Origin of the sequence: Mesorhizobium sp. M1027 (genome assembly GCF_040318745.1) — a bacterium.
Classification (GTDB): domain Bacteria; phylum Pseudomonadota; class Alphaproteobacteria; order Rhizobiales; family Rhizobiaceae; genus Mesorhizobium.
This window is the reverse complement of record NZ_JAMYMW010000008.1, coordinates 319,071-340,774: the sequence shown is the minus strand read 5'-3', so window position 1 is coordinate 340,774 and position 21,704 is coordinate 319,071. Positions and strand designations below refer to the sequence as shown.

25 protein-coding genes are annotated in these 21,704 nt (G+C 62.6%); 3 read left to right on the top strand and 22 right to left on the bottom strand.

Annotated features, from left to right (window positions below; translation table 11 throughout):
• Positions 1–146 precede the first annotated feature (146 nt).
• The 14 genes from NKH50_RS18095 to NKH50_RS18030 all read right to left on the bottom strand — a co-directional run bounded on the left by NKH50_RS18095 (position 147) and on the right by NKH50_RS18030 (position 14,280).
• Positions 147–947, bottom strand: a complete 801-nt coding sequence (locus NKH50_RS18095) for a 3-methyl-2-oxobutanoate hydroxymethyltransferase (RefSeq protein WP_352880215.1) — start codon at positions 945–947, stop codon at positions 147–149.
• A gap of 37 nt (positions 948–984) precedes the next feature.
• Positions 985–1,299 carry a MocE family 2Fe-2S type ferredoxin gene (locus NKH50_RS18090; protein WP_287249971.1) on the bottom strand — a complete coding sequence of 105 codons (315 nt, stop codon included), beginning with the start codon at positions 1,297–1,299 and terminating at the stop codon, positions 985–987.
• A 42-nt stretch (positions 1,300–1,341) separates the two neighbouring features.
• Positions 1,342–2,430 (bottom strand): fatty acid desaturase family protein, encoded by a 1,089-nt coding sequence (locus NKH50_RS18085; RefSeq protein ID WP_352880213.1) that lies wholly within the window; start codon positions 2,428–2,430, stop codon positions 1,342–1,344.
• Positions 2,431–2,521: 91 nt separating this feature from the next.
• A complete protein-coding gene (locus NKH50_RS18080; protein ID WP_352880211.1) occupies positions 2,522–3,703 on the bottom strand; it encodes an aldose 1-epimerase family protein in 1,182 nt (393 codons plus the stop codon).
• 33 nt (positions 3,704–3,736) lie between these two features.
• The gene (locus tag NKH50_RS18075; RefSeq protein ID WP_254820537.1) at positions 3,737–4,519 is read right to left on the bottom strand and encodes an ATP-binding cassette domain-containing protein; all 783 of its coding nucleotides are present in this window, start codon (positions 4,517–4,519) and stop codon (positions 3,737–3,739) included.
• Positions 4,516–5,520, bottom strand: a complete 1,005-nt coding sequence (locus NKH50_RS18070; RefSeq protein WP_352644892.1) for an ABC transporter permease — start codon at positions 5,518–5,520, stop codon at positions 4,516–4,518. Before NKH50_RS18070 ends, NKH50_RS18075 begins: the two co-directional genes overlap by 4 nt.
• Before the next feature lie 60 nt (positions 5,521–5,580).
• Positions 5,581–6,522 (bottom strand): sugar ABC transporter substrate-binding protein, encoded by a 942-nt coding sequence (locus NKH50_RS18065; RefSeq protein ID WP_023675781.1) that lies wholly within the window; start codon positions 6,520–6,522, stop codon positions 5,581–5,583.
• 37 nt (positions 6,523–6,559) lie between these two features.
• Positions 6,560–7,474, bottom strand: a complete 915-nt coding sequence (locus NKH50_RS18060) for a sugar phosphate isomerase/epimerase family protein (RefSeq protein ID WP_352705186.1) — start codon at positions 7,472–7,474, stop codon at positions 6,560–6,562.
• A 26-nt stretch (positions 7,475–7,500) separates the two neighbouring features.
• Entirely contained in the window at positions 7,501–8,514 is a 1,014-nt protein-coding gene (locus NKH50_RS18055; protein ID WP_352880209.1) for a Gfo/Idh/MocA family protein, read from the bottom strand.
• A gap of 102 nt (positions 8,515–8,616) precedes the next feature.
• Complete coding sequence (locus tag NKH50_RS18050) at positions 8,617–9,678, bottom strand: ABC transporter ATP-binding protein (protein WP_352880207.1); 1,062 nt, start codon at positions 9,676–9,678, stop codon at positions 8,617–8,619.
• 4 nt (positions 9,679–9,682) lie between these two features.
• The gene (locus NKH50_RS18045; RefSeq protein ID WP_352880205.1) at positions 9,683–10,774 is read right to left on the bottom strand and encodes an ABC transporter ATP-binding protein; all 1,092 of its coding nucleotides are present in this window, start codon (positions 10,772–10,774) and stop codon (positions 9,683–9,685) included.
• Positions 10,771–11,730, bottom strand: coding sequence for a carbohydrate ABC transporter permease (locus NKH50_RS18040; protein ID WP_352880203.1), 960 nt, complete (start codon positions 11,728–11,730; stop codon positions 10,771–10,773). The genes NKH50_RS18045 and NKH50_RS18040 overlap by 4 nt, the downstream gene beginning before the upstream one ends.
• The gene (locus NKH50_RS18035; protein ID WP_352880201.1) at positions 11,727–12,587 is read right to left on the bottom strand and encodes a carbohydrate ABC transporter permease; all 861 of its coding nucleotides are present in this window, start codon (positions 12,585–12,587) and stop codon (positions 11,727–11,729) included. Before NKH50_RS18035 ends, NKH50_RS18040 begins: the two co-directional genes overlap by 4 nt.
• Before the next feature lie 79 nt (positions 12,588–12,666).
• Positions 12,667–14,280 carry an extracellular solute-binding protein gene (locus NKH50_RS18030; RefSeq protein WP_352880199.1) on the bottom strand — a complete coding sequence of 538 codons (1,614 nt, stop codon included), beginning with the start codon at positions 14,278–14,280 and terminating at the stop codon, positions 12,667–12,669.
• Positions 14,281–14,649: 369 nt separating this feature from the next.
• On the opposite strand from NKH50_RS18030, the gene NKH50_RS18025 reads away from it, so the two are divergent.
• Both NKH50_RS18025 and NKH50_RS18020 read left to right on the top strand, forming a co-directional pair.
• Positions 14,650–15,681 (top strand): LacI family DNA-binding transcriptional regulator, encoded by a 1,032-nt coding sequence (locus NKH50_RS18025; protein ID WP_352799386.1) that lies wholly within the window; start codon positions 14,650–14,652, stop codon positions 15,679–15,681.
• A gap of 31 nt (positions 15,682–15,712) precedes the next feature.
• A complete protein-coding gene (locus tag NKH50_RS18020; RefSeq protein ID WP_352880197.1) occupies positions 15,713–16,021 on the top strand; it encodes a hypothetical protein in 309 nt (102 codons plus the stop codon).
• Here the strand turns inward: NKH50_RS18020 and NKH50_RS18015 are convergent.
• The 3 genes from NKH50_RS18015 to NKH50_RS18005 all read right to left on the bottom strand — a co-directional run bounded on the left by NKH50_RS18015 (position 16,018) and on the right by NKH50_RS18005 (position 18,124).
• Entirely contained in the window at positions 16,018–16,440 is a 423-nt protein-coding gene (locus NKH50_RS18015; protein WP_352505499.1) for an aconitase X swivel domain-containing protein, read from the bottom strand. The two genes, NKH50_RS18020 and NKH50_RS18015, sit on opposite strands and share 4 nt — an antisense overlap.
• A complete protein-coding gene (locus NKH50_RS18010) occupies positions 16,437–17,684 on the bottom strand; it encodes an aconitase X (protein WP_352880194.1) in 1,248 nt (415 codons plus the stop codon). Before NKH50_RS18010 ends, NKH50_RS18015 begins: the two co-directional genes overlap by 4 nt.
• Positions 17,685–17,869: 185 nt before the next feature.
• A complete protein-coding gene (locus NKH50_RS18005) occupies positions 17,870–18,124 on the bottom strand; it encodes a hypothetical protein (protein ID WP_254820505.1) in 255 nt (84 codons plus the stop codon).
• A gap of 264 nt (positions 18,125–18,388) precedes the next feature.
• Here NKH50_RS18005 and NKH50_RS18000 point away from each other — a divergent pair, with 264 nt between their 5' ends.
• A complete protein-coding gene (locus tag NKH50_RS18000; protein ID WP_352687451.1) occupies positions 18,389–18,721 on the top strand; it encodes a hypothetical protein in 333 nt (110 codons plus the stop codon).
• Positions 18,722–18,865: 144 nt separating this feature from the next.
• Here NKH50_RS18000 and NKH50_RS17995 read toward each other — a convergent pair whose 3' ends face one another.
• The 5 genes from NKH50_RS17995 to NKH50_RS17975 form a co-directional block, all read right to left on the bottom strand.
• A complete protein-coding gene (locus NKH50_RS17995; RefSeq protein ID WP_352880191.1) occupies positions 18,866–19,543 on the bottom strand; it encodes a hypothetical protein in 678 nt (225 codons plus the stop codon).
• Positions 19,544–19,986: 443 nt separating this feature from the next.
• A complete protein-coding gene (locus tag NKH50_RS17990) occupies positions 19,987–20,217 on the bottom strand; it encodes a DUF2934 domain-containing protein (RefSeq protein WP_352475485.1) in 231 nt (76 codons plus the stop codon).
• Between the two features lie 81 nt (positions 20,218–20,298).
• Positions 20,299–20,511 (bottom strand): hypothetical protein, encoded by a 213-nt coding sequence (locus NKH50_RS17985; protein ID WP_254820502.1) that lies wholly within the window; start codon positions 20,509–20,511, stop codon positions 20,299–20,301.
• A gap of 124 nt (positions 20,512–20,635) precedes the next feature.
• On the bottom strand, positions 20,636–20,941 hold the full coding sequence (locus NKH50_RS17980; protein WP_352475486.1) for a DUF1236 domain-containing protein: 306 nt from the start codon (positions 20,939–20,941) through the stop codon (positions 20,636–20,638).
• A gap of 363 nt (positions 20,942–21,304) precedes the next feature.
• Positions 21,305–21,598 carry a hypothetical protein gene (locus NKH50_RS17975; RefSeq protein WP_352644917.1) on the bottom strand — a complete coding sequence of 98 codons (294 nt, stop codon included), beginning with the start codon at positions 21,596–21,598 and terminating at the stop codon, positions 21,305–21,307.
• Between the last annotated feature and the right edge of the window lie 106 nt (positions 21,599–21,704).

The following is a 21,704-nucleotide window of genomic DNA, read 5'->3' as shown; positions in this document are numbered from 1 at the left end:
CTTGTTGAAACGATCGAGGCAACCGAATGCAACAACTACTTCGCAAACGCCGGCTACGCTTCCGTCAAAACGTGAAAGACTCTAGACCTGGCGCCGAACCGGCCTTTTACGATCCGCGATGACGCTTTGTGCCTGCCGGGGCGTCTTTATGCGGCTTCGATCTTCTCCAGGAACAGGCTGAGCTGGTCCGGGTCCATGTGCACGACGTGTCTGTCTTCGGGATACGCCAGGCTGTTCACATCGGCGACATATTCGGAGAAGGCAGCGATGCGTTCGGCCTGCAGGCGATCGGATTCGGCGGCGAAATTGCGATAGACCTTGGAATGGCGCGGCATGTGGCCACGGTTCTGGCCGAGGATGTCGTCTGCGAACAGGTATTGCGCATCGCAGCCGGTGCCCGCCCCCATCGACAACATGATCAGCGACGTCCGCTCCGAAATCGCCTTGGCCACCTCGACCGGCACCACCTCGATCTCGGCGCCGATCGCGCCGGCGGCCTCCAGTTGCTTCACCGCCTCGAACACCTGCATGGCGGTATCGGCGGTCTTGCCGACGGCCTTGAAGCCGCCAGTCCAGGTGGCGCGTGACGGGATGAGACCGACATGGCCGATTACCGGAATGGCATCGTCGGCCATCCGCTTGATGGTGGCGTAGCCGGCGCTGCAATAGACCGCATCGGCGCTGGCCTTGTAGAGCCGAAACGCCCAGCGGACGAAATCATCTGCTGTGCCGATCTCGAAGAAATTCTCGCCCGGCATGGTGAACAGGCTGGGTGCCGCATCGCGGTATTGCGGATTGAGCACCAGCTCCGGCGGCACCGAGACGATATCGACGCCGGCGCGTTCGGCGGCCTCGGCCTCGTCCATCGTCAGCACGCGCAGCATCGTCAGCTGCCGCTTGCCCTTCATGGCACGCAGGTCTGCGACGGTCGGTCTTTTCCGGCTCATGGATTTTGGTCCCCTTTGCTACGTGACATAAGGCCGGTCAGGCGATCTGGATCATCACCTTGCCAGCTTCCACCTTGACGGGATAGGTCTGCAGATTGACACAGACGGGAGCCCCTTTGGCCTGGCCGGTTTTGTAATTGAAGCGGCCATTGTGCTTTGGGCATTCGATGATGTCGTCCATCACAAGCCCGTCGGCCAGATGCGCCTTCTCATGCGTACAAAACCCGTCGGTGGCGAAGAATTCATCGTCCGGCGAACGGTAGATAGCGAAGGTGCGGCCGCCATGGTCGAAGCGGATGACATCTTCCTCGTCGACATCGTCCACGGCGCACGCTTCGACCCAATCGGCCATCTCTGCTTCTCCCGAAATTTCTGCATTGCGCTGCTGCGGTGCCTATTCAGCCGCCGCCGACATGTTCACTTCGTGGAACTCGCCACGATAGGGCCTAGCCGTTGGCGGCAGTTCGCGCTTGAGGAAATAATCCTCGTATTTGAGCTGCCTGAGCAGGACCGGCCAGACCTCGCGATAGGCATGCCATATCGACGGGTTCGGCTCCGGCAGATCGTGCTTGATCAGTTCGTGCAGCCTGGGCAGCGCGTGGTAAGGCACCATCGGAAACATGTGATGCTCCACATGGTAGTTCATGTTCCAGTAGATGAACCGGCTGATCGGGTTCATGTATACGGTCCTGGTGTTGAGCCGGTAATCGACGACGTTGTCGGCCAGACCGATGTGTTGCAGCAGGCCGGTCATCACCATGTGCCAGGTGCCGTAGAGGCGCGGCACGCCGATGAGCACCACCGGTATCCACGACCTTATGAAAATGGCGAGCGCGATCGTCGCAACGTAGATGGCGATGTGCCAGCGCGCCGCGATGACGGCCTTGTGCTGTTCCATCTCGGGAACGTAGCTTTTCTCGTCGGGCGTCAGCTTGCCGAACGCCTGGCGTACCAGTGCCGGGAGCGAATAGCGAAAATCGAGAATGCCGGTGAAAGCCAGCGCCGCACGCAAAAGGTCCGGCGGGCGCATCACGGCGATCTCGGCGTCGCGCCCGACGATGATCGTGTCTGTATGGTGGCGGGCATGGCTCCAGCGCCAGGTCACCGGGTTGCGCATCAGCATGAAGCTGGCGATCTGGTAGACGACATCGTTCATCCAGCGCGTGCGGAAGGCCGTGCCATGGCCGCATTCGTGCCAGCGCGAGTCGCTGGACGAGCCGTAGAGCACGCCGTAGACGAAGAAGAACGGCACGCACCACCAGGTACCCCAGAAATAGATGGCGCCGGCGGCCGAGCCGAGGATGGCGACGATCCAGATGATCGTGTCGCGGATCGCCGGGCCGTCCGAGCGCTGCATCAACTCCTTGATCGCCTTGCGGGGGACATCCGTGTGGTACCACTCCGCCGAGGCCAGTCCCGTCTCGATCGCCCTGCGCGTGCTTTCGCCGACCAGGCTGTAATCGCGCTTTACCGTGCCCGCCATTGTGACCTCCAATTCCCGATCGGCCGCGAGCCCTCCCCGCTCCGGCCGGAGCCAGCCTCCCGACTGGTGTCTCGTATCCTGTTCGCCATTATCACGACCTGCCTCCAAGAACAGGAAAACGGCCCGACGGCTGCGGATAATCCTGCTGCGGCTGTCTGGCAATCGCCGCGATCCGGCTTTCGGCGGCGGCGATCTCGCCGGCACCGTCGAGAACCCGGAACACCGCATCGTAGGTGCGGCTCTCGCCGTGCTCCAGCCAGATCATCTCGCCGCGTTCGCGCGCCGCCAGATTCCCAAGCACATGATGCGTCGACGGCTCGATGCCAAGCGCGTACTGTCCGGCCTGGAAATTCTGCCATTGATAGGCGCAGGGCAACTGGTCCTTGCGCGTGACCACCTCGAAACCGAGGCCGAGCCTGTCGTTGACCACCGCCACCGGGACTTGGCCGGTGCTGTCGGCGCCGAGTTCGTGCTGCCAGACCTGTTCCTTGAATCCCGGTTGCGGCGCCGGCACCGTGCGGTAGCCGACCTGCTGCGCTTCATAGCGCTCGCCGGCATGGCCTGCCCAGACGACGTCGCGGATCGGCGCCAGGTAGCGCGATCCCTCGTCGAGCACCGGATAACTGACATTGATGTGATAGAAATACATATGAGGGGTCCGGTTGAAGCCGTGATTGACGACACGGTCCGAAAGCCGGATCTCGTTGCCGCCGACATCGGCCTCGATGCGCCGCAGCAGGTGCAGATCCTCGCCAAATACAGTCGATTGCTGGACGATAGCTTCGGCCCACAACACGCAGTGGTCGCCGTCCCAGGTCTCGCCGTAGCCGGTCAGCCGCGCCGGGATGGTGCTGACGCGGCCATGCAGCGAGTGGCGCACCGTCTTCTTGGGCGGGTAGTTGTAGGTGTCGGCCGGTACCTCGTTCATGAACAATATATGGTCGAGGCCGCAGGTCAGCAGAAGGCCGGAAAACGACCGCGCCCAGGCCAGCCCCTCCTCGCCTTCGTATTCGTGCAGGCCGGGATGGCGAAAGCCGCTCGGCGAATGCCAGCCGATCGCCTGGCCCCTGAAGTCGCAATCGGCGATATCGAGCGCCCGGTCGACCAGCGCAGTGAAACGCAGGCCGGAGCCGGTGCGGAATTCGAGCATACGGATGCCGCGCTCGACCCCATCGCCAAGCGTCATCAGCCGCACGCCGGCGAATTGCGACAGCATGCCTGAGCGTTCCGAGACCTGCCGGCGCGACAGCGTCTTGCCGTAAAGCTCTACCATGTAACGGCCAGTTCCTTCACTTGCTCCCGTCCTTCACTTCGCTCTCGTCTCCTTGAGGAGGGCCGACATGTCGGCGCCGGTGATGATGCTTTCCACGGTCAGCAGGTCGGTGTCCGCGACCGTCTGCTCGGCGACGATCTCGCCACGGCGCATAACGATGATGCGGTCAGCGACCTGGAAGACGTGATGGATGTTGTGGGTGATCAAAAGCACCGAGTGACCGGCATCGCGCACCTCCTTGACGAAGCGCAGCACGCCGTGTGTTTCCTCGACGCCGAGATTGTTGGTCGGCTCGTCGAGGATGATGACCTTGGCGGCGAACTGCATGGCGCGCGAGATGGCGATCGACTGACGCTCGCCGCCCGACAGCGTTGAGACCAGCGCATCGGCGTCGAGTTTCTTCGAGATGCCGACGCGCTTCAAAAGTGCCGAGGCGGCATCGCGCAATTGAGCGAGATCGAGCGGCGCGAACACGCCAAGCCATTTGAGATTGACCGGCTCGCGGCCGAGGAAAAGATTGCGCGCGATGCTGAGATCGGGAGCCAGCGAGGTGTCCTGGTGGATGGTCTCGATGCCGAGGTCCATCGCGTCGCGCGTCGAGCGGATGGAGACCTTCTGGCCGCGCACATAGATGTCGCCGCGATCGACGGGAAAGACCCCGGAGATCGCCTTGATTAATGTCGATTTGCCGGCGCCGTTGTCGCCGAGCAAGGCCACCACTTCGCCCTCGTTGAGCGTGAAGGAGGCGCTCTTCAGGGCGCGGACGCTGCCGAAGGATTTTTGCAGGTTCTGCAGCCGAAGTACTTCCATGATCAGCTCCTGGCGGCGTTCTTCTGCAGCAAAGCGTGCAGGATGAGCATGGCAAGGATGATGACGCCGACGAAGATGTTGTAGGCGAGCCCTGGAACGCCAATCAGCACGATGCCGTTGCGGATGCTGCGCAGCATCAGCGCGCCGACGATGGTGCCGAAAATGGTGCCGCGCCCACCGGTCAGCGCCGTGCCGCCGACGACCACCATGGCGATCACTTCCAGCTCATAGCCGGTGCCGGCCACCGGCGATGCCGCCGAGATGCGGAAGGCGCTGATCATGCCGGCGAGACCGGCCAGCACCGAGGTCAGGATGAACAGCCAGATCTTGACCGCATCGGCCGGCACACCACGCGCCACGGCAGCGTTACGGTTCGAGCCGATAGCGCTGATCCAGTTGCCGAGCTTGGCGTAGCGCAGCACATAGACCGCCAGCAGCGACAGGCCGATGAACCACCACAGCGAGGTATAGAAACGGAACGTTCCGATACTAAAGCTGCCGGCCAGCAGCGTCACGAAGAAGCCTGGCTGGTCCCACGACTTCAGCGGAAAGCCCTGGGTGATGTAGAGGGCAGCGCCTCGCACCACGAGCAGCATCGACAGCGTCACCAGGAAGGACGAAATGCCGATCTTGGTGACGATCAGTCCGTTGATCGCACCGATCGCTATGCAGAGCACCAGTCCGGCCAGCAGCGCCACGCCGATATCGACCCCGCCGTTCTGCACCAGCAGCATGACCACGACCGGCGCCAGCCCGAATACGGCACCGACCGAAAGGTCGAACTCGCCGGCTGTCAAAAGCAGCGTCATGCCGAGCGCGATGATGCCGAGCTCGGGCAGGAACGCCATCATGTTGGAGATGTTGAGCGGCGACAGGAAATTGGCGTCGGCGATCGCGAACACCGCCAGCAGGACAATCAGGATGACGAGCGAAGAGAACTGCGGCGAGCGCATCAGGCTCGACCTGCGTCTGGCACGCGGCATTTCCTCTTCTGCAGTAATTGTCATGACAGCTCGAACCATACGCTAGGTGACGCCCGCCGCCTGCGCGGCGAGCGTCAGTTCCAATCACTTGTTGTAGAGTTTCAGGATCGGTTCGACGCTCGAGGCGTCGTAGAGGCTGAAGGTGTGGATGTCGTAGCCGATCGGTTCGCCAGCGGCGGCCAGCCCGAGCAGCGCCACCGGCATGAAGCCTTGCGCCGAGGGAAACTGCCAGGCAGCCGCGTTGATGAACCCAGACTTGACTGACTCGGCCGTTTCCTTCGAATTGCCCCAGCCGACGACCGGGATCTTGCCGGCCGGCACGCCGGCGCCGTCGAACACCCGCTTGACGCTGGCCGCCACGGAATCGCCGAGCGCGATGATCGCCGGCGGGTTGTTGGCCACCATGTAGTCGGTCATCTTGGCGATGATGCCGGCCGGATCGGTGCCGCAATCGACCACGTCATATTTGATGCCGAGCGGATCGAAGACGCTGGCAATGCCTTCGGTCTCGAGCTGCTGGTAGCTGGCGCCCGGCACTTCGACCGGCAGGAACACCTTGTCGCCTTGCTTCACCATCTTGTGGTCGACCAGATACTTCGCCCAGATGACACCGGCTTCCTTCAGGTCGGCGCCGACGTAGGCTTGCCGGCCGGTCGCCGGATCGTCGGTGTTGAAGAACACGATCGGGATACCGGCAGCCTTTGCCGCCTTGACCTCCTCGGTCCACAGGCCGGGCTGCGCCGAGGTGGTGGCGATGCCGTCCGGCTTGGCTGCCAGTGCCGAGTTGAAGGCTTCCTTCTGCGCCGCCATGTCGCCGCCGCTGAACGAGATCTTGCAGGTCACCTTGAGCTGGTCGCACGCCTTGGTGGCACCGGCATTCCAATCGATCCAGAAGGCATCCGACGGGCCGCCATGCGACAACAGGTAGAACGTCTTCTGGGCATCCTGTGCCAGCGCCGGCGTACCCAGCGCCACGCCGGCGAGAACCGTCGCCGCAGCCGCGATTTTCAACGCGAATTTCAACATTTCTCTTCCTCCCTTGTTTCGTAGCCGAACCGCTCCGTCACAGTCCGTTGGCGCGAAATTTCCCGTCGAGGAATTTCTTGGCGCGCGGCACGTCGTCTTCCGAAAGATGCTCGATGATGACCGGAATGTTCGGATGCTTCTCGGCCAGCCGCTTGAGATAGAGGTCGTAATTCAGCGAACCGAGGCCAGGCGCCGGCAGCTCGATCTCGCCGACGCCGCGGAAAGTGTGGCTCTCCAGCGCGTCCTCGTCGCCGATGTCGGCGTGCTTCTCCGACTTGTCGCCGCCAGAACGCTTGACGTCCTTGGCGTGGGCGATTTTGATCTTATCGGTCAGCGTGTCGAACACCTGGTTCAGGATCTGATCCATCCTGTCGATATTGTGCGTTTCGAAATAGTTGGTCGGGTCCATCAACAGGCCAAGGCCTGGGTGGTCGACCTGCGCGAACATCCTCACCGTCTCCTCGACCGAACCGACGACATTGTTGACATAGGTTTCGAGCAGGAACACCGCGCCGTGGTCATAGGCGGTCTGGGCAAGGTCGGCGATGATCTTGCGACATTCTTCAAAACCTTCCTCGGTCTTGTTCTTCGGGTGATGCACCCAGTCGGACTCGGTGTTGTAGGTACCGGTTTCCGAGATCACGTAAGGGGTGCCGAAATGGCGTGCGTTACGGATGATCTCCTTCAGATAGCCGACGCGCCGCTCGCGCTCGCCCAGGTCCGGATGGATGATGTTGGTGTAACCCGATACGCAGCAGATCGGCAGATTGTGGTCGCGAAACGTATCGCGGACGGTCTTGGCCTTGTCCCTGGTGATCTGTCCGGCCGACAGGTCGATGTCCCTAAAATGCAGGTCGAGCTGCACGGTGTTAAAATCGAGCGCACGGATCTTCTGTGCGGTTTCCTTGAGACCATACGGAAAATAACCCGTGAAAATACCTGCCTGCATCATGGTGTGAAGTCCTCCCTGTAAGTGGCTCAGTCAGTTGATATTTCGGAAAGTTTGACCGTCCGGCCCTTGTCGATGGAGCGGTAGCCGGCTTCGACCAGCGCCATGGTCTTGACGTTGTCGGCGACGGACAGCGCCGGCGGCTCGCCAGTCTTGACCGCGTGCTGGAGCTGCTCCATGACGCCGATAAAAGCATGCGGGAACCACTTCGTGTCCCAGCTGGGTGTCACCCATTCCCCACCGGTGGTCTCGGTCGAGGCATAGGTCAGCGTCGAGGCAGCGCCAGTCGGCCAGCCGATGGTGCCCTTGGCGACGCCCTTGGTGCCGTCGACGCGCCAGTTGATGTGCTGGTCGTCCTTGTAGCCCTCCTGGCGCGGCCCGGACCAGACATCCTCCAGCGATACGGCAAGTACACCGGATGGGAACTTGATCGTCGACACTGTGATGCCGTCCGAATGGTCGAACCGGGTGCGCGGGTCCTTGCGGGTCAGGGTGGTGATCTCTAGGGGATCGCCGAACAGGAAGCGTAGTACGTCGAGATGGTGGACGCTCATGTTGGCGAGCGTCAACCGGTCATAGTCCTCAAGGAAGCTCTGCCAGTGCGGGATCGCATGCATGTCGATCTGGGCAAAGACGATGTCGCCGAGCGCGCCGCTGTCGATCACCTGCTTCAAGACGCGCATCGACTGGTCGTAGCGCATGTTCTGGTTGACCGAGAGGATCTTGCCTGTCTTGGCCGCCTCGTCGCGCAGTTTGACGGCCTCTTCAAGGGACAGCGCCAATGGCTTCTGCGCCAGGATCGCCTTGATATGTGCCTGCTTCAGCGCATGGCGGATCAGCGCCGGCTGCTGGTCGGGCGGAAAGGCAAGGTCGATGATCTCGACGTTTTTATCCTCGATGAGCTGTTCCGGCGTGTCGTGGACGGCCGGGATATCCCAGCGTTTGGCGACCTTCTCGGCGCTGGCCTTGGTCCGCGAGGCAATCGCCACCACGGGGAAACCGGCTTCCTTGTAGGCGGCAAGGTGACATTCGGCCATGATCATACCCGCGCCGACGCAGCCGATCCTGTATTCCCTGGTGCGGACTTTAACGTCCGGCTCGAAGCCGTTGCTGTTCCTCCCGAAGCTCGTTTCTTGCAGCCGCCGTCACCTTGCCAGCGCTCCCCCGCTTTGCCCGAAATAATGCACCCTGCCCGGCTCGCAGGATATCGCCACCATCGCGTCCGGCCTGATGTCCGGCTGGCCGCGCAACAGCGCCCGCAGACGCGCCTGCCCGGCGGCGAGCGTCACTACGGTGTAGCCGCCGAGCGGCTCGACCTCGAACACTCGCGCCGGGCGGCCCGCGCCCCCCTCCGACCAGGCCTTGACCTTGATGTCTTCCGGCCTGAGTCCGATCTCGACGGCATCGGCCGGCGCCGTCTTGTCCGCGATGCGGATCGTGCCTTCCGCCGCCTCCACGCCTTCAGCGCCGTGCACCGACTTCAGTATGTTCATCATCGGCGAGCCAAGCAGCCGCGCCACATAGGTGCTGGCCGGCCGGTCATAAATCTCGGCCGGCGCGCCGATCTGCCTGATCTTGCCGTTGTCCAGAATGGCCATTCGGTCGGCGACCGACATCGCTTCTTCTTGGTCGTGCGTGACATAGATCAGCGTCTTGCCGAGCTCGCGCTGGATGCGCTTCAGCTCGACGCGCGTCTCCTCGCGCAGCCGGGCGTCGAGCGCCGAGATTGGATCATCCATCAGATAGGCGGCGGGATCCCGTACCAGCGCGCGGGCAATCGCCACGCGCTGCCGCTCACCCCCGGAAAGCTGTGCTGGCGGCTTGTGCAGGATATGGCCGATATGCAGCTTGGCCGCGACGTCGGCGAGGCGCTTTTCAATCTCGGCTTCGGCGACCCGGCGTTCGACCAGCGGAAAGCGGATGTTGTCGCGCGCGCTCATATGCGGGAACAGCGCCAGGTTCTGGAAGACCATCGCGACGTTGCGTTCGGCCGGCGACACTGCGTTGACCGGCTTTCCGTCGATCAGGATCTCGCCGGCGTCCGGCGTCTCGAGCCCAAGCACCAGGCGCAGCACCGTCGACTTGCCCGATAGAGGCGGGCCGAAGAAGCAGAAGAACTCATTGTCGTTGACAGTGAACGAGGCGTCATCGACGGCGAGCGTGTTGCCGTAGCGTTTGGTCACATTGCGGAAGACGATATCGGCCATGGTCTCAGCCCGCTCTCAAGGCAAGGCCGGTGGCGGCATCGAAGACGCGCACCGCCTCCGCCGCAGGTGCGACGACGGCTGTCTGCCCGATCGCCAGCCCGACATCATTGTCGAACACCGCCTTAACCGCGGTTTCCCCGTCGCCAAGGTGGATGATGGTGCGCGCGCCGATCCGCTCGACGAAACTCACGGGCATCGACAGGCCACGGCCGTCTTCAGCCAGCGTCACCTGCTCCGGTCGAAAGCCATAAAACACCTCGCCGCGCATCCGGCGTGCGGCATCGGCGATCTCGACCGGCAGCGGCGGCGTCGCCCCCAGCGGGCCGAGATCGACGACCAGCCCACGGTCGCTTTCCGCCGGCCTGCCCTTGAGCAGGTTCATGCCCGGCGCGCCGATGAAGCGGGCGACGAAGGCATTGGCCGGATCGTTGTAGACCTCGAGCGGCGTGCCGACTTGCTGCAGCACGCCGTGGTCCATCACCGCGATGCGGTCGGCCATGGTCAGCGCTTCGAGCTGGTCGTGGGTGACGTAGACCATGGTCTGCCGGAACTGCCGCTGCAGCTGCTTCAGTTCGGTCCGCATCACGGCCCGGAAGGCCGCGTCGACATTGGACAGCGGCTCGTCGAGCAGGAAGATCGCCGGCTCCATGATCGCCGAACGGCCGATCGCCACCCGCTGCAATATGTTGACCGAAAGGCGGTCGGCCTTGCGGTCGAGCAGCGGCGTCAGCTGCAGCATCTCGGCAATGGCGCCAACGCGGCGGTCGACCTCGGCCTTGGGTGCGCCGCGCATTTTCGGTCCGTAGGCGAGGTTCTGCCGCACGCTCATATGAGTGAAAATCGCATAGTTCTGGAAGACGAAGCCGACGCCGCGCCGCCCCATCGGCACGCCGGCCATGTCGCGCTCGCCGAACAGGATCTTGCCGCTGGTCGGCTCTTCCATGCCGGCGATCATGTTCATCGTCGTCGATTTGCCGCAGCCCGACGGCCCCAGCAGCGCCATGAACTCGCCGTCGGCGATGGCCAGATCCATCGTCTTCAGCGCGGTGAAATCGCCGAATTTCTTGACCAGGTCCTGCAGGTGGATGGTGCTCATGCCGCCACCTCGCGTACCCGGGCCATGCGTTTCATGGCAAACACCGCGGCGATGGACAGCACGATTAATATGGCCAGCGCGATTGCCGCCACATAGCCCCAGATCAGGTCCTGGGTGGTGAGCTTGTAGATGTAGACGGAGATGGTTTCGGTAGCGACGCCGGGACCGCCGCCGGTCATGATGTAGAGCGTGTCGAAGATCTTGAAGTTCTCGATCACCCTGATCGCCAGTGCGATGATGATGATCGTCTTCATCTTCGGCAGCACGATGGTGACGAACCGCTGCCAAGGGTTGGCGCCGAGCAGCGTCGCCGCCTTGATCTGGTCCTCAGGCACGCCGACCAGGCCGGCAAGCAGGATCAGGAACATCAGCGGCGTCCACTGCCAGATGTCGGCGACCATGACGGCGATGAGTGCCAGCGTCGGGTCCGACAGCCAGGCGATGGTGACTGGAAAGCCTGAGATCGCCGACAGGATGTCGTTGACCGGGCCGCCTGATTGAAACAGCATGAAGAACATGTAGCCGGCCACCGCCGGCACCACCATCATCGGCATCAAGAGGATCGAGTAGAAGATCCGTTTGCCCGGAAACTCGTCGGCAAACAGCGTCGCGAGCGCCAGCCCGAGCAGGAACTCCGTCGGCACGCAGACGATCATAACGATGGCCGTGCGCTTCAGCGCGCTCCAGAAGCGTGCGTCGACGGCAAGGTCGGTATAGTTGGCGAAACTGTTCCACATCGACCAGGCATTCCACCAGCCGGTGCCCGACAGCGGCGACCAGTCGGTGAGGCTGATATAGAGCTGCATCAGGAGCGGGAAGACAGCGATAAGCAGCACCAGGATCTGCGCTGGCAATGTCAGCCGGAAGCCGAGCCGTGCGCCCTCGTCCGGCAACACCGACGCCGCTTTGGAGGCTAGCATGTCGCCCTCCGGAATCGTCGCTGCCACCGCGCTCATTGCTTGAGCGCCCCGAAGGTCAGCCCGCGCACCAGATGGCGCTGAATGGCGATGCCCATGATCACCGGCGGCACCGCGGCGATCAGGCCGAGAGCAGCCTTGGCGCCGTAGAGCTGTCCGGTCATCGAGGAGGACAGCGAGGCCATGTAGACAGGGACCGTCACCCATTCGCGCGTCGTCAAAAGCAACGCGATCAGATAGTCCGACCAGTTGAGGATGAAGACGAACAGCGCCGCACTTGCCAGCGGCGCGCGCATCATCGGCAGCGTGATGCGGGTGAAGACGCGCCACCGCGAACAACCCTCGACCAGTGCCGCTTCCTCGATCTCGCGCGGCATGTCGTCGAAGAAGGTCTTCATCAGCCAGAAGGCGAAAGGCAGCGTGACAATGCCATAGATCAGCGACAGCCCCCACCAGCTGTCGGTGAAGTTGAGGAAAGACCACATAATCATCACCGGGGTCATGACCGCCATCGGCGGAAACAGGCGAAGCTGGATCAGCGCCAGCGGCAGGTTCTGGCCCGAGCCGAAGCGCGACAGCCCGTAGGCCGCCGCGGTGCCCGCCGACATGGCGATTGCCGTGCCGAACGTGGCCGACAGCAGCGACGACAGGATCGGCTTCAAGGCTGTGCGGTCGAGCGCGACGATCAGATTGTTGGTCGATTCCCCGAAGACGAAGCGGAAATTGCTGAGTGTCGGGTTCTTCGGCCACCAGGTCAGGTCGGCGCCGGTCGCCGACCATTCGGCAATCGGCTTGAACGCCATCGACACCATCCACAGGATCGGCACCAGCGTCACCGCCATCGCCGCAAGGATCGCGGCATAGCGGAATATCTCGAAAGGGACTGAACGCTTCATCTTGCGGCTTTACTGGGTCCTTCGTTGGGCGAGGGGAAGAGCGGCCGCTCCTCCCCTCCTTGGTAAGATCCTGCGAGGATCAGGCGATCGGATCGAGGACGGTCGGCCAGGCCTCCTTGTTGGTCTTGATGGCTTCGAGAAGCTTCTCCTCGCCGGTCCGGCGGGCAATCTTCTTCCACTCGGCCTCGGTGTCGGCCATCGCCTGCTCGGCTGTCTTGGCCTTGGTCAACGCGGCGACGAGATTCTCGTCCAGCGCGTTGTGGAAGGCGGTGGCGCCGGGATAGTTGATGGTGGGCACGGTGCGGGCGACCGTCTCGCGCACCACGTCCATGTGGTAGGCGTGATAGGTCTGGCGAACCAGCGGGTCGGAGAAATCCGACAGCCGGAACGGATCGAAATAGCCGCCCGGATTGGCGGTCATCCAGGCGTAGATGCGGCTTGAACCCAGCCACTGCAGGAACAGGTAGCAGGCTTCCGGGTTCTTGGCTTGCGAGGAAACCGACGCCGACAGGTTAAGCCACAGCACCGAACGGCTGACCAGTTTTCCGTCGATCTCGCGGCCGGGCGGCAGCATGGAGCCGATCTTTCCAGTGACAGCTGAATCCTTGTTGCCGGCATTGTCGAGGAATTTCGGCAGGTTGGAGAAGGCACAGGTCATGGCCGCACCGCCCTTGGCGAAATTGCCGTACTGCTCCGGCCAACCCCAGGAGATCGCATCCGGCGAATGATGCGAGAGCGACGCAATGTACTCGCTGGTCGCTGCGATACCTTGCTCCGAATTGATCAGCGGCTTGCCGGCATCGTCGAACAAGAACTGATTGGGCGAAGCCATTGAGACATAACGCTGATACCAGTTGGTATAGCCCCAGCCCTGGTTGCGCAGATCGGTCGAGCCGAACAGGCCCTTGTCCGGGCGCTGGAAGAAGGCTGCGATCTCGTCATGCTGCTTCCACGTCTTCGGCGCCGCCAGTTCATACCCGTATTTGTCGGAGAAGGCCTTCTTCTCGGCTGCGTCGCCGAACAGATCGGTGCGGTAGACCCAGGTCTGGAAATCGCCATCCAGCGACACGCCGTAGGTCGAGCCGCGATACTGGTTGAGCAGCGACACGCCCTTGGCGCCGTTGACGTAGCCACGCTCGGGATCGTCCCATTCCGGCTTATATTGTGCAACGAAGTCGTCGAGCTTGAGGATGCCGCCGGTTTCGGCGAGGTCGCCAAGACGGTTCCATTCGACCGCGTAGATGTCGTAGGCTCCACCCTTGGTGGAGATGTCCTGCATCGTCTTGGTGAATTCCTGGCCGTTGGGCACACCGACGATCTCGAGCGGAATACCGGTTTCCTTCTCCCATAGATCCTTGATCGACGGCGCGCCCGCCGGAAACGGCTGCGTCAGCTGGCCGATCGAACCGTCGGACAGGCCGAGCACGATCTTCGTCGGCGCCTTGCCGGCGCCCTTCATCGCCTTGGCTGCCTCGATGGCGCGGCCCTCGGGTGTGTCGGCGCCATACTGATAGCGCTCCGAGCCGTCGAAGCCGGTCGGGCCACCGATCATGCCGGGCGCCAGGGCATCGGCCGCATAGGCACGGCTTGGGCGAATGAATTTCGGCGCGATACCTGCGGCGATAACAAGGACTGCCGCCTTTCCACCGGACGCCAGCAAACGGCGCCGCGACACGCGGATCAAATTCGACATTGGAAATCCTCCTCAGGGCCTTGTTCCTCCACGGCCCTTATGATGGATATTGACGGCACTGCACCAAGGCTGTCAACATCATAAATAATCAAGACACATCATAATATCTCAAGGGAGGGGAAAATGGCGTTTATCAAGGCTCTCACACCGAAGCCGGTGCTTGAATTTGAGGGAACCAGGCCTGCCCACCTCGCCGCTTTGGTCCGCTTCGGAATTTGGTCTAGCGCAGCGACTTGCGGATCGGCCAAGGCCGGTTACATCATTTCCCATCAGAATCGCGAGCGGCGATGAGGCCTCTCCGACATCGGATCCATGAAAATGCGTAATCTCGATGCGTCTTTGGCACATTTTGGAATGAGGTGATCGACGGTGCGGTCCACCCTGACAGACATAGCCCGGGAAGCCGGCGTTTCCGCCGCCACGGTCGACCGTGTGCTCAACAACCGCGCCGGGGTCAGGGCGCGCACTCGCGAGGTCGTGCTCGAAACGGCACAGCGGCTTGGCTATATCGCTGAAAATTCAAATAATCCGAGCTCGCTCAACGCGCTGCGCGGTGAGGTCATACGGCTCGATTTCGCCCTGCCCGCCGGCACCAATTCCTTCATCAAGATGCTGCACCGCCAGATCGAGGCGCAGGCGCAGTCGCGGCCTGACCTCGACGTCCGCGTCGCCACTATCGAAGGCTTCAATCCGGATCGGCTCGCCCGTCTGCTGCAGGAACTGCACGGGCAGACGCAAGGCGTTGGTGTGATCGCGCTCGACCATCCGACGGTGCGCGAGGCGATCCGCTCGCTTTCGGCCAGCGGCGTCAAGGTGGTCACCCTCGCTTCCGACATCCTGCATGTGCCGAGGGTTGCCTATATCGGCATCGACAACCGCGCCGCCGGCCGGCTCGCCGGCTACCTGCTCAACCGCTTCATGGGCGCAGGGCGTCCGGGCAAGGTCGCGCTGTTCGCCGGTTCGCTCTCCTACCGCGGCCACGAAGAGCGCGAGATGGGCTTCCGCCACATACTGACGGAAGAATCGCCCAATCTGCAGATCGTCGAGATGCGCGAAATGCTCGACGATCGGGAAAAAGCCTATTCGGAAGCGTCCGCTTTGCTCGACCGACACCCGGACCTGGCCGCCATCTACAATGTCGGCGCTGGCAACACCGGCATCGCCCGCGCGCTGAAGGAACGCGGGCGCGCGCTGTCGACGGTCTTTCTCGGCCATGAGGTGACGGAAGGCACCAAGGAGCTCTTGCTCGACGGCACGCTCGACGCGGTCATCGACCAGAACCCGCGCGTCGAGGCCCGCGAGGCGCTCAACACCTTGACCCACGCGGTCAGGGGATTGCCTTACGAACTGCACCAGCCGAGGCTGCAAGTGATCTTCAGGGAGAGCATCCCGGAGATCTGAACCCAGGTGAATGGCTGGGGTTTCGTGAATCTTGCCGGCGCGCGACGCCAGGATCGTCAGCGTCGTCTATTCCGGCCAGCCGCTGAACAACACGCTGCTCGACCGCCTCGCGGCGACCGTCGGCTTCAGGATGCTGGAAGACCAGCTCACCGTTGGCGCGCAATATCTCAGCGTTGGCAAGATCACGCGCACCAACCGCAGCAAACCGGACGAACCGGCGCTCGTCGATGACGGCTTCGTTCTGGTCAAGGTCTTTGCCAACTGGCGCATCAACGGCCACGCCAAACTCGATTTCAGCGTCGATCTGGCGGCGGGGCGCGGCGGGACGATGGCCGGCTAGAGCTTGCTCACCATCGCTTGCGCATCTTCGCCCAGACCGATAGCGATCCGGTCGCCGGAGGCAATGCCTGATATGTCGCAGACGACCAGCGGCATGCTGATTTCGTAGAGGAATTCGGCAACGATGGCGCCGATGGCAAGGATCGGGTCCGGCCGCTCCAGGATAATGCCGGCCGGCCCCGTCCCTCTGCGAATCGCTTCGGCCAGAACCGAAGACGAGGACGACGACCCCCGCCCGCTCGGCATCACCAGGATCCTGCCGGCGATATTGCCGCCCAGGTCCGGATGCGAATGGTCGATGATGTCGCCCGTTTCGACATCGATCCCGCCCCAGAAGCTGAGCGCCTGCGAAAGCACCAGCGCCGGGCCCTGTGCGGAGCCGGCAAGGTGGAATGTACCGGTTCTGGCCGGCGCCTTCATGGCGCGCCTCGCACGACGCGGCCGGCCGCGGCCGAGCGGACGCAGTCTTCCATGTCACCGAAGGCCACCGAGACACCGATGTTGCCAGGTGCGTAATGCGCCCATTTGCCGGAATTGGTCATCACCACGCCGTCGAGACGCTCGAGGATCGACGTGACATAGGTGCAGGTGTCGGTGACCGGGACAAGGCCGAAGGCTTCCATGCCGGCCAGTGCGCCTTCGTCCTTCAGTCGTGTCAGCGTGGCACGCCCTGTGTTGACATAGATCGGGACGCCCCTGCCCGGCGTAACTTCGCGCAGCAGCGGCAACAGGCGCATCCACTCTTCATGGGAGAAATGCGGCGTGCCCAACGACACGGCTGCAAGCTGCACGCCATCGGGGACGCTCGACAGCCTGGCCAGCGCATGGCGGACATCAGCGCGAGAGATCCGGATTTTTTCCTCCGGCACCAGGCCGTGCAACGCCTCATCCAGCGTCGTCGCCTCCGGCGTAATGCCGACCGCATGAAACAGCGCCACAGCGCCCGTCGTTGCCGCCGCCGCCCCCAGCGCCTTCAGTTGGTCCTCGTCGCGCGGCTGCGGCAGGCCTGATATGACAGGAATGCGGTCGCCGCTCTTTTGCCCGACAAGTAGTCCGACACCCACGAACAGGGCGTCGCTGGGCTCGAGACCGCCAGTCAGCTCGAACAGGATCTGGCCTCGTCGATTTTCACTCAGATGCAGCCCCCAGGCCGGCGCGCGTCCGGTCATTGCGCAGCATAAATCGATGAAATCACCATAACGGTTGGTTCGCGCCCCGATCACCGAATTGGCAAAGACGATGGCGTTGGACTCACCCCAGGCGATCTGCTCGCCGAACCTTGGCCGGAATCTAGTCTGATAGGGTGCGCAGGTGAAGGTCGCCTGGCAGCCGAGGTCCAGATGCGCCATCATCAAGCGACGCGCCGGCGCTTCTTGCGACATCGGCATCTTCACCAATCCGGGATGGATGAGGTCGAACGAACCGACATTCAGCGTCGTCGGCACCCGAACGCGGCCGCCGCCCTCGATCAGCCTTTCGACGAAATCGAGGCTAGCCTGGCCGTGATAGAGGCAGCCGTCGATATGGGCACCGGCAATATTCAACAACTTGCGCGCGCCGACCGCCTTCGCGAAGGCGACCAGGATCTTCATGGCGGCAGCCGCTGCCGAGCCTTGCTCGCCATGCAGCATCGACTTGTCGCCGGCCGTCAATTCCAGCGTCATCGGCAAATTCCCGAGCCCGCACTATGCCGATCAAGCACTCCCTGATTGCGGAGCGTCTGGCAAGACAGAGCTTCGGATCTCTTCTACTTCGCGGCGATCAGCAGACCAGACGTTCACAGCTCCTCGCAAAGCGAGAGAGACGCGAAGCACGGTCGGAGAGCGGGCGATCCACGGCGGAAACGGCGCTATTCCTTCTGGGACGGTCCGTCGGCCGTGCTGCGGTCGCCATCTGCAGAATGCGGCAGGATGCCGAAGTCGCGCGACTTGGTCCCATGCGCCGCCGTCAGGAAACCATCGGCTGTGAGACCTCGCCTCAAAAGCTCACGTACCGCGGCCGACCGGCTCGGCATGTGCTTTTCGAAGCGCCAGTTCTCCAATGCCGCCAGTTCATCGACAGTCAGCATGATCTGCAGTCGTTCCGGGCGTTCCAGTTCGGACATCTCGGCCTCCAGTCATACCAGCCTAGTTAGTATGTCCCTGATTTTGTGTAGAATTAGGTACATGAGCAGAGTACGTCAAGGCCTTCAGATGTGTGACTCATGCAGAAGTCTGATGAAGCGGATCAAGCATCAAATGGACAATCAACAAAATACGCTAACTATTTGACACGAAGCGATTTTTCGATGGTCTTCGCTTGCCAATCACGAGCCCTGGGCGCATGGTAGAACACGAGGCACAAACCGCTCCTGAAAGGAAGGTTTTCCATGCGCTACGGATTTTCGGTTCGCCTGCACGAAGACGTCGGTTCCCGAGTTCGAGCTACATTGCGGTCCGGGATTGCCATCAATCTGACTGCTGTCGCCGAAGCCGTGCGACTGCAAAACCTCGCCGAGAATATTGCGCGCGAAGACATCGAATGGCTCGTCATGCAGGCAGCCCAGCTCCAAGGCGCAGCTATCGAGTTCGACGGCTTCGCGGAAGCCGATCTGGCGGAGTTTGCGTGCACTCAGCTGATGCAAAGCAGCCCCGCATTGGGCTGGGACGCCCTGGAAGGCGGGGGGGCCGTTTCGCCGGATCTTGGCCGTCAAACGCATTGAAGCGCGTGCTCCTGTGAGCCCAGCCATGCTGCCGCCACGTGCTCGGCAAAAAAGCCCGCCGCAATGGCGGGCTTTGGACTGCTGGAGGTCTGGTGGACGAAGGCCTCTCGGCCCGGTCCGACATTTCATTCCGATGTATTCGCCTTAGCGGCGCGCGATAAGCAGGCACAATTGGCGCAGATCGCTATCGTAAGTGCCTTCGCTACTCAGCACGTCGACGCAGCGCTTCTTCATCCTGGCCAACTTGTCGCTCGACATGTCTGCGACGACCTGGGGTAAGCTGGGATTGCTGGGATTGGACGGGCTGCCCGGGTTGGACAGATTGCTCGGATTGGTACCACCGATCCCGACACCGGCGCCGACATTGATGCCGCTGCCGACCCTGACCCCCGCGCCAGCCCCAACGCCGCTGCTGATACCTACCCCCGCGCCGGCGGCAATGCCGCTCGAACCGCCAACCGTTGCGCCGGCACCGGCGTTGATGCCGCTTCTGCCCCCAACCGACGCGCCGGCGCCTGCGGCGATGTCCCTGGAACCGCCAACCGTAGCACCGGCACCGGTGTTAATGCCGCTGCCGCCCACCAAGGCACCGAAGCCTGCCTTGATGCCGCCGCTGCCGCCAACCGTTGCGCCGGCACCGGCGTTGATGCCGCCGCGACCGCCAACCGTCGCGCCGAGGCCGGCATTGATGCCGCCGTTGCCGCCGATGGATGTTCCAACACCAACGGCAATTCCGTTCGCGGCATTCACGGGCATCGAGAGCATGAAAAGCGCTACGCTGCCTGCTACTGCACCGGTGATTGTTTTGATGTTGATGGTCATAACCTTCTCCCTGCTGTAGTTTCGCTGAGCAACCCGCGAACTCGCCGGTTGCATTACGCCCTAAGTGCAAGGAAGAAGATCGGTTTCTTTGCCGATCAACTTGCTGGTCCCATGGTGTATTTTCAAAAAACAGCCGCGTGAAATTTGTATTGAAATTTTCCGAAAGTTTGAAGCGATGCGAGAGTCAGCTGGTGGGCGCCGCAACAGACGAACGTCGCAACGGGTCGGCGGCCGAAAAGGCGAATTCCTAATCTGCAAACCACAACATCAAACCGAACCCCTCGGCAATGGAACAACGGGCCGAGAAGATCCGCGCTGCGCGGGTTTGCTTCACCGTGCTGCGTCATTTTTGACCGGTCTGGACTGTCTCTGCTGCCGACCGCGGACGAAAGTACAGAGCGCCGAATCGCGAGATCCAGCGTTGGAATCAAATCCGCGCGAGTTCACGCTTTGCGTGGTCGCGCCTTGGGTTTGGTTCCGTCCTTGGCGGCCGGCGCCGGCTTAGGCTGACGTGCTTTCGACTTCGGCCGGCTGGCGGTCTCTTTCGTGGCAATTTCTGCGTCGATTTCGGCGGTAGCCTGATCCCAATGCTGCTGATGCGCCCCGTCGGGCCTGCCTGCCTGTTCCCAGATCGCGTGTGCCCGCTGGCGAATCCGTTCCTGTCTGTCCCTCACCGTTGCCTCCGTCGGTTCATGCGTAAGCAACTTTGTTCTAGCTGAAATTTCGACCGGCGTCTTGAGCCCCAGGCAACACCGTCATTGAACCTCTCTGTCACACAGGACGGCGACGCCGAGGAGCGCCGCCTTCTTGATGATCAGCCCTTCAAGGTCGGCGTCCGAGCGCTCGGTTCCGGTGCGTTCGCGCAACAGTGCAATCGCCGCCTTCATCGACAGCAGCCCATCGCCTCGTTCAGCAAGCAGTTTGTCGACGGCGGCGGCCACGTTGGCCCGCTCGACATGCGGCAGCATGGGAATGGCTCCTTTCCTTGTTTCGCGACGACAGCGGCTCCATCCCGATCGCTCGGGATGGAGCTCTTATTCGATAATTTAGACCGCGACCTTTCCAAATCCGGTTCGCGGTTTGGAACGCCGATCACTCGATGACGTGCACGATCTTGCGGGTGCCTGGGTCGACGAGCACGGTGCGATTGCCGACGACGACGTATCTGTACTTCACGTCGGGAACATCGATCGGTTGCAGCTCGACCGTATCTGGCACCGTGGAACCGATATTGAGCTCCACGCCCAGAAGATTGATCGACGCCAACGGGTGCTTATGGACGTATTCGCGGATGACCGTCTGCTGTTCGGGCGTGACAATCACCTGGTCCGCGGTGGCCACGCCGACGCCGGCGAGCAACACCAATCCCGCCGCAGCAGGAACAAGGTGGATTTTCATCGTCTACTCCTGTTGTTACGGGCCTCGCCCTTACAGTTGCGACGCGGCTTTCCGGTCGAAGCGGCGAACCCTCTAGGCAAACGCCCACGCCACCTTGTTGTTCCGTAAGTGGCGGCTAATCGAATGGCGGTGAAGTGCCCGCGCGGTGCGGCGAATGAACTGCAAATGAGCTACGGTGGCCCGCGTCGCAAGACGCGGGCCGATCGGTTTCCCGATCAGCAGCGACACCGGAGGGGGTGATATCGGCTGCGTCTGAAACAACGTTTAGGACAAGCTAATGTTCCTAAGAGAGGGCAACAAACCTGCCGGTACAGCGCGGCGTTACCGCCCATGGGCAAGCCCCTGTGGCAGCAAATGAAGCGGCTACTGCTTGGGCGGCTGTGGCGGCACCTCGCCGGGCTTGAGCACCGGGGTCTTGCCCTCGTCCGGCGGTGGCGCCGCCATGCCCTGATCGCCCGTTGGCGGCGGCTTCAGAACCCCACCGCATGGCTCGAGCGTGTCGGACAAATTGTTGCCGGCCGGCTTCTGCTGCTGGTTCTTCTGATCCTGCGGCTCGACCTTGCAGCGGTCGGATTGCGCCTGTTCGCCCGGCTGCGCGGCCGCCGGCGCCGCCAGCAGCGCGCCTAGCATATACGGCAAGAAAATGAGCGGTCTCATGTCGAGCTCCTTTCGCGCCAGTATCTTCTGAATGTGAAGGCGGGCAGGCGCGATTGGTTCCGTCGTGCGGCAATGCGCCCGGACCGCAGCGGCCCGGAACCGGCTG

Excerpts from the sequence above, each read along its gene's own strand:
- NKH50_RS18070 (WP_352644892.1), bottom strand. The coding sequence starts at position 5,520 with ATGACAATTACTGCAGAAGAGGAAATGCCGCGTGCCAGACGCAGGTCG.
- NKH50_RS18085 (WP_352880213.1), bottom strand. The coding sequence starts at position 2,430 with ATGGCGGGCACGGTAAAGCGCGATTACAGCCTGGTCGGCGAAAGCACG.
- NKH50_RS18065 (WP_023675781.1), bottom strand. The coding sequence starts at position 6,522 with ATGTTGAAATTCGCGTTGAAAATCGCGGCTGCGGCGACGGTTCTCGCC.
- NKH50_RS18030 (WP_352880199.1), bottom strand. The coding sequence starts at position 14,280 with ATGTCGAATTTGATCCGCGTGTCGCGGCGCCGTTTGCTGGCGTCCGGT.
- NKH50_RS18045 (WP_352880205.1), bottom strand. The coding sequence starts at position 10,774 with ATGAGCACCATCCACCTGCAGGACCTGGTCAAGAAATTCGGCGATTTC.
- NKH50_RS18040 (WP_352880203.1), bottom strand. The coding sequence starts at position 11,730 with ATGAGCGCGGTGGCAGCGACGATTCCGGAGGGCGACATGCTAGCCTCC.
- NKH50_RS18015 (WP_352505499.1), bottom strand. The coding sequence starts at position 16,440 with ATGAAGGCGCCGGCCAGAACCGGTACATTCCACCTTGCCGGCTCCGCA.
- NKH50_RS18080 (WP_352880211.1), bottom strand. The coding sequence starts at position 3,703 with ATGGTAGAGCTTTACGGCAAGACGCTGTCGCGCCGGCAGGTCTCGGAA.
- NKH50_RS17985 (WP_254820502.1), bottom strand. The coding sequence starts at position 20,511 with ATGCTGCCGCATGTCGAGCGGGCCAACGTGGCCGCCGCCGTCGACAAA.
- NKH50_RS17975 (WP_352644917.1), bottom strand. The coding sequence starts at position 21,598 with ATGAGACCGCTCATTTTCTTGCCGTATATGCTAGGCGCGCTGCTGGCG.
- NKH50_RS18005 (WP_254820505.1), bottom strand. The coding sequence starts at position 18,124 with ATGTCCGAACTGGAACGCCCGGAACGACTGCAGATCATGCTGACTGTC.
- NKH50_RS18090 (WP_287249971.1), bottom strand. The coding sequence starts at position 1,299 with ATGGCCGATTGGGTCGAAGCGTGCGCCGTGGACGATGTCGACGAGGAA.
- NKH50_RS17980 (WP_352475486.1), bottom strand. The coding sequence starts at position 20,941 with ATGAAAATCCACCTTGTTCCTGCTGCGGCGGGATTGGTGTTGCTCGCC.
- NKH50_RS18035 (WP_352880201.1), bottom strand. The coding sequence starts at position 12,587 with ATGAAGCGTTCAGTCCCTTTCGAGATATTCCGCTATGCCGCGATCCTT.
- NKH50_RS17995 (WP_352880191.1), bottom strand. The coding sequence starts at position 19,543 with ATGACCATCAACATCAAAACAATCACCGGTGCAGTAGCAGGCAGCGTA.
- NKH50_RS18010 (WP_352880194.1), bottom strand. The coding sequence starts at position 17,684 with ATGACGCTGGAATTGACGGCCGGCGACAAGTCGATGCTGCATGGCGAG.
- NKH50_RS18095 (WP_352880215.1), bottom strand. The coding sequence starts at position 947 with ATGAGCCGGAAAAGACCGACCGTCGCAGACCTGCGTGCCATGAAGGGC.
- NKH50_RS18060 (WP_352705186.1), bottom strand. The coding sequence starts at position 7,474 with ATGATGCAGGCAGGTATTTTCACGGGTTATTTTCCGTATGGTCTCAAG.
- NKH50_RS18050 (WP_352880207.1), bottom strand. The coding sequence starts at position 9,678 with ATGGCCGATATCGTCTTCCGCAATGTGACCAAACGCTACGGCAACACG.
- NKH50_RS18055 (WP_352880209.1), bottom strand. The coding sequence starts at position 8,514 with ATGATCATGGCCGAATGTCACCTTGCCGCCTACAAGGAAGCCGGTTTC.
- NKH50_RS18000 (WP_352687451.1), top strand. The coding sequence starts at position 18,389 with ATGCGCTACGGATTTTCGGTTCGCCTGCACGAAGACGTCGGTTCCCGA.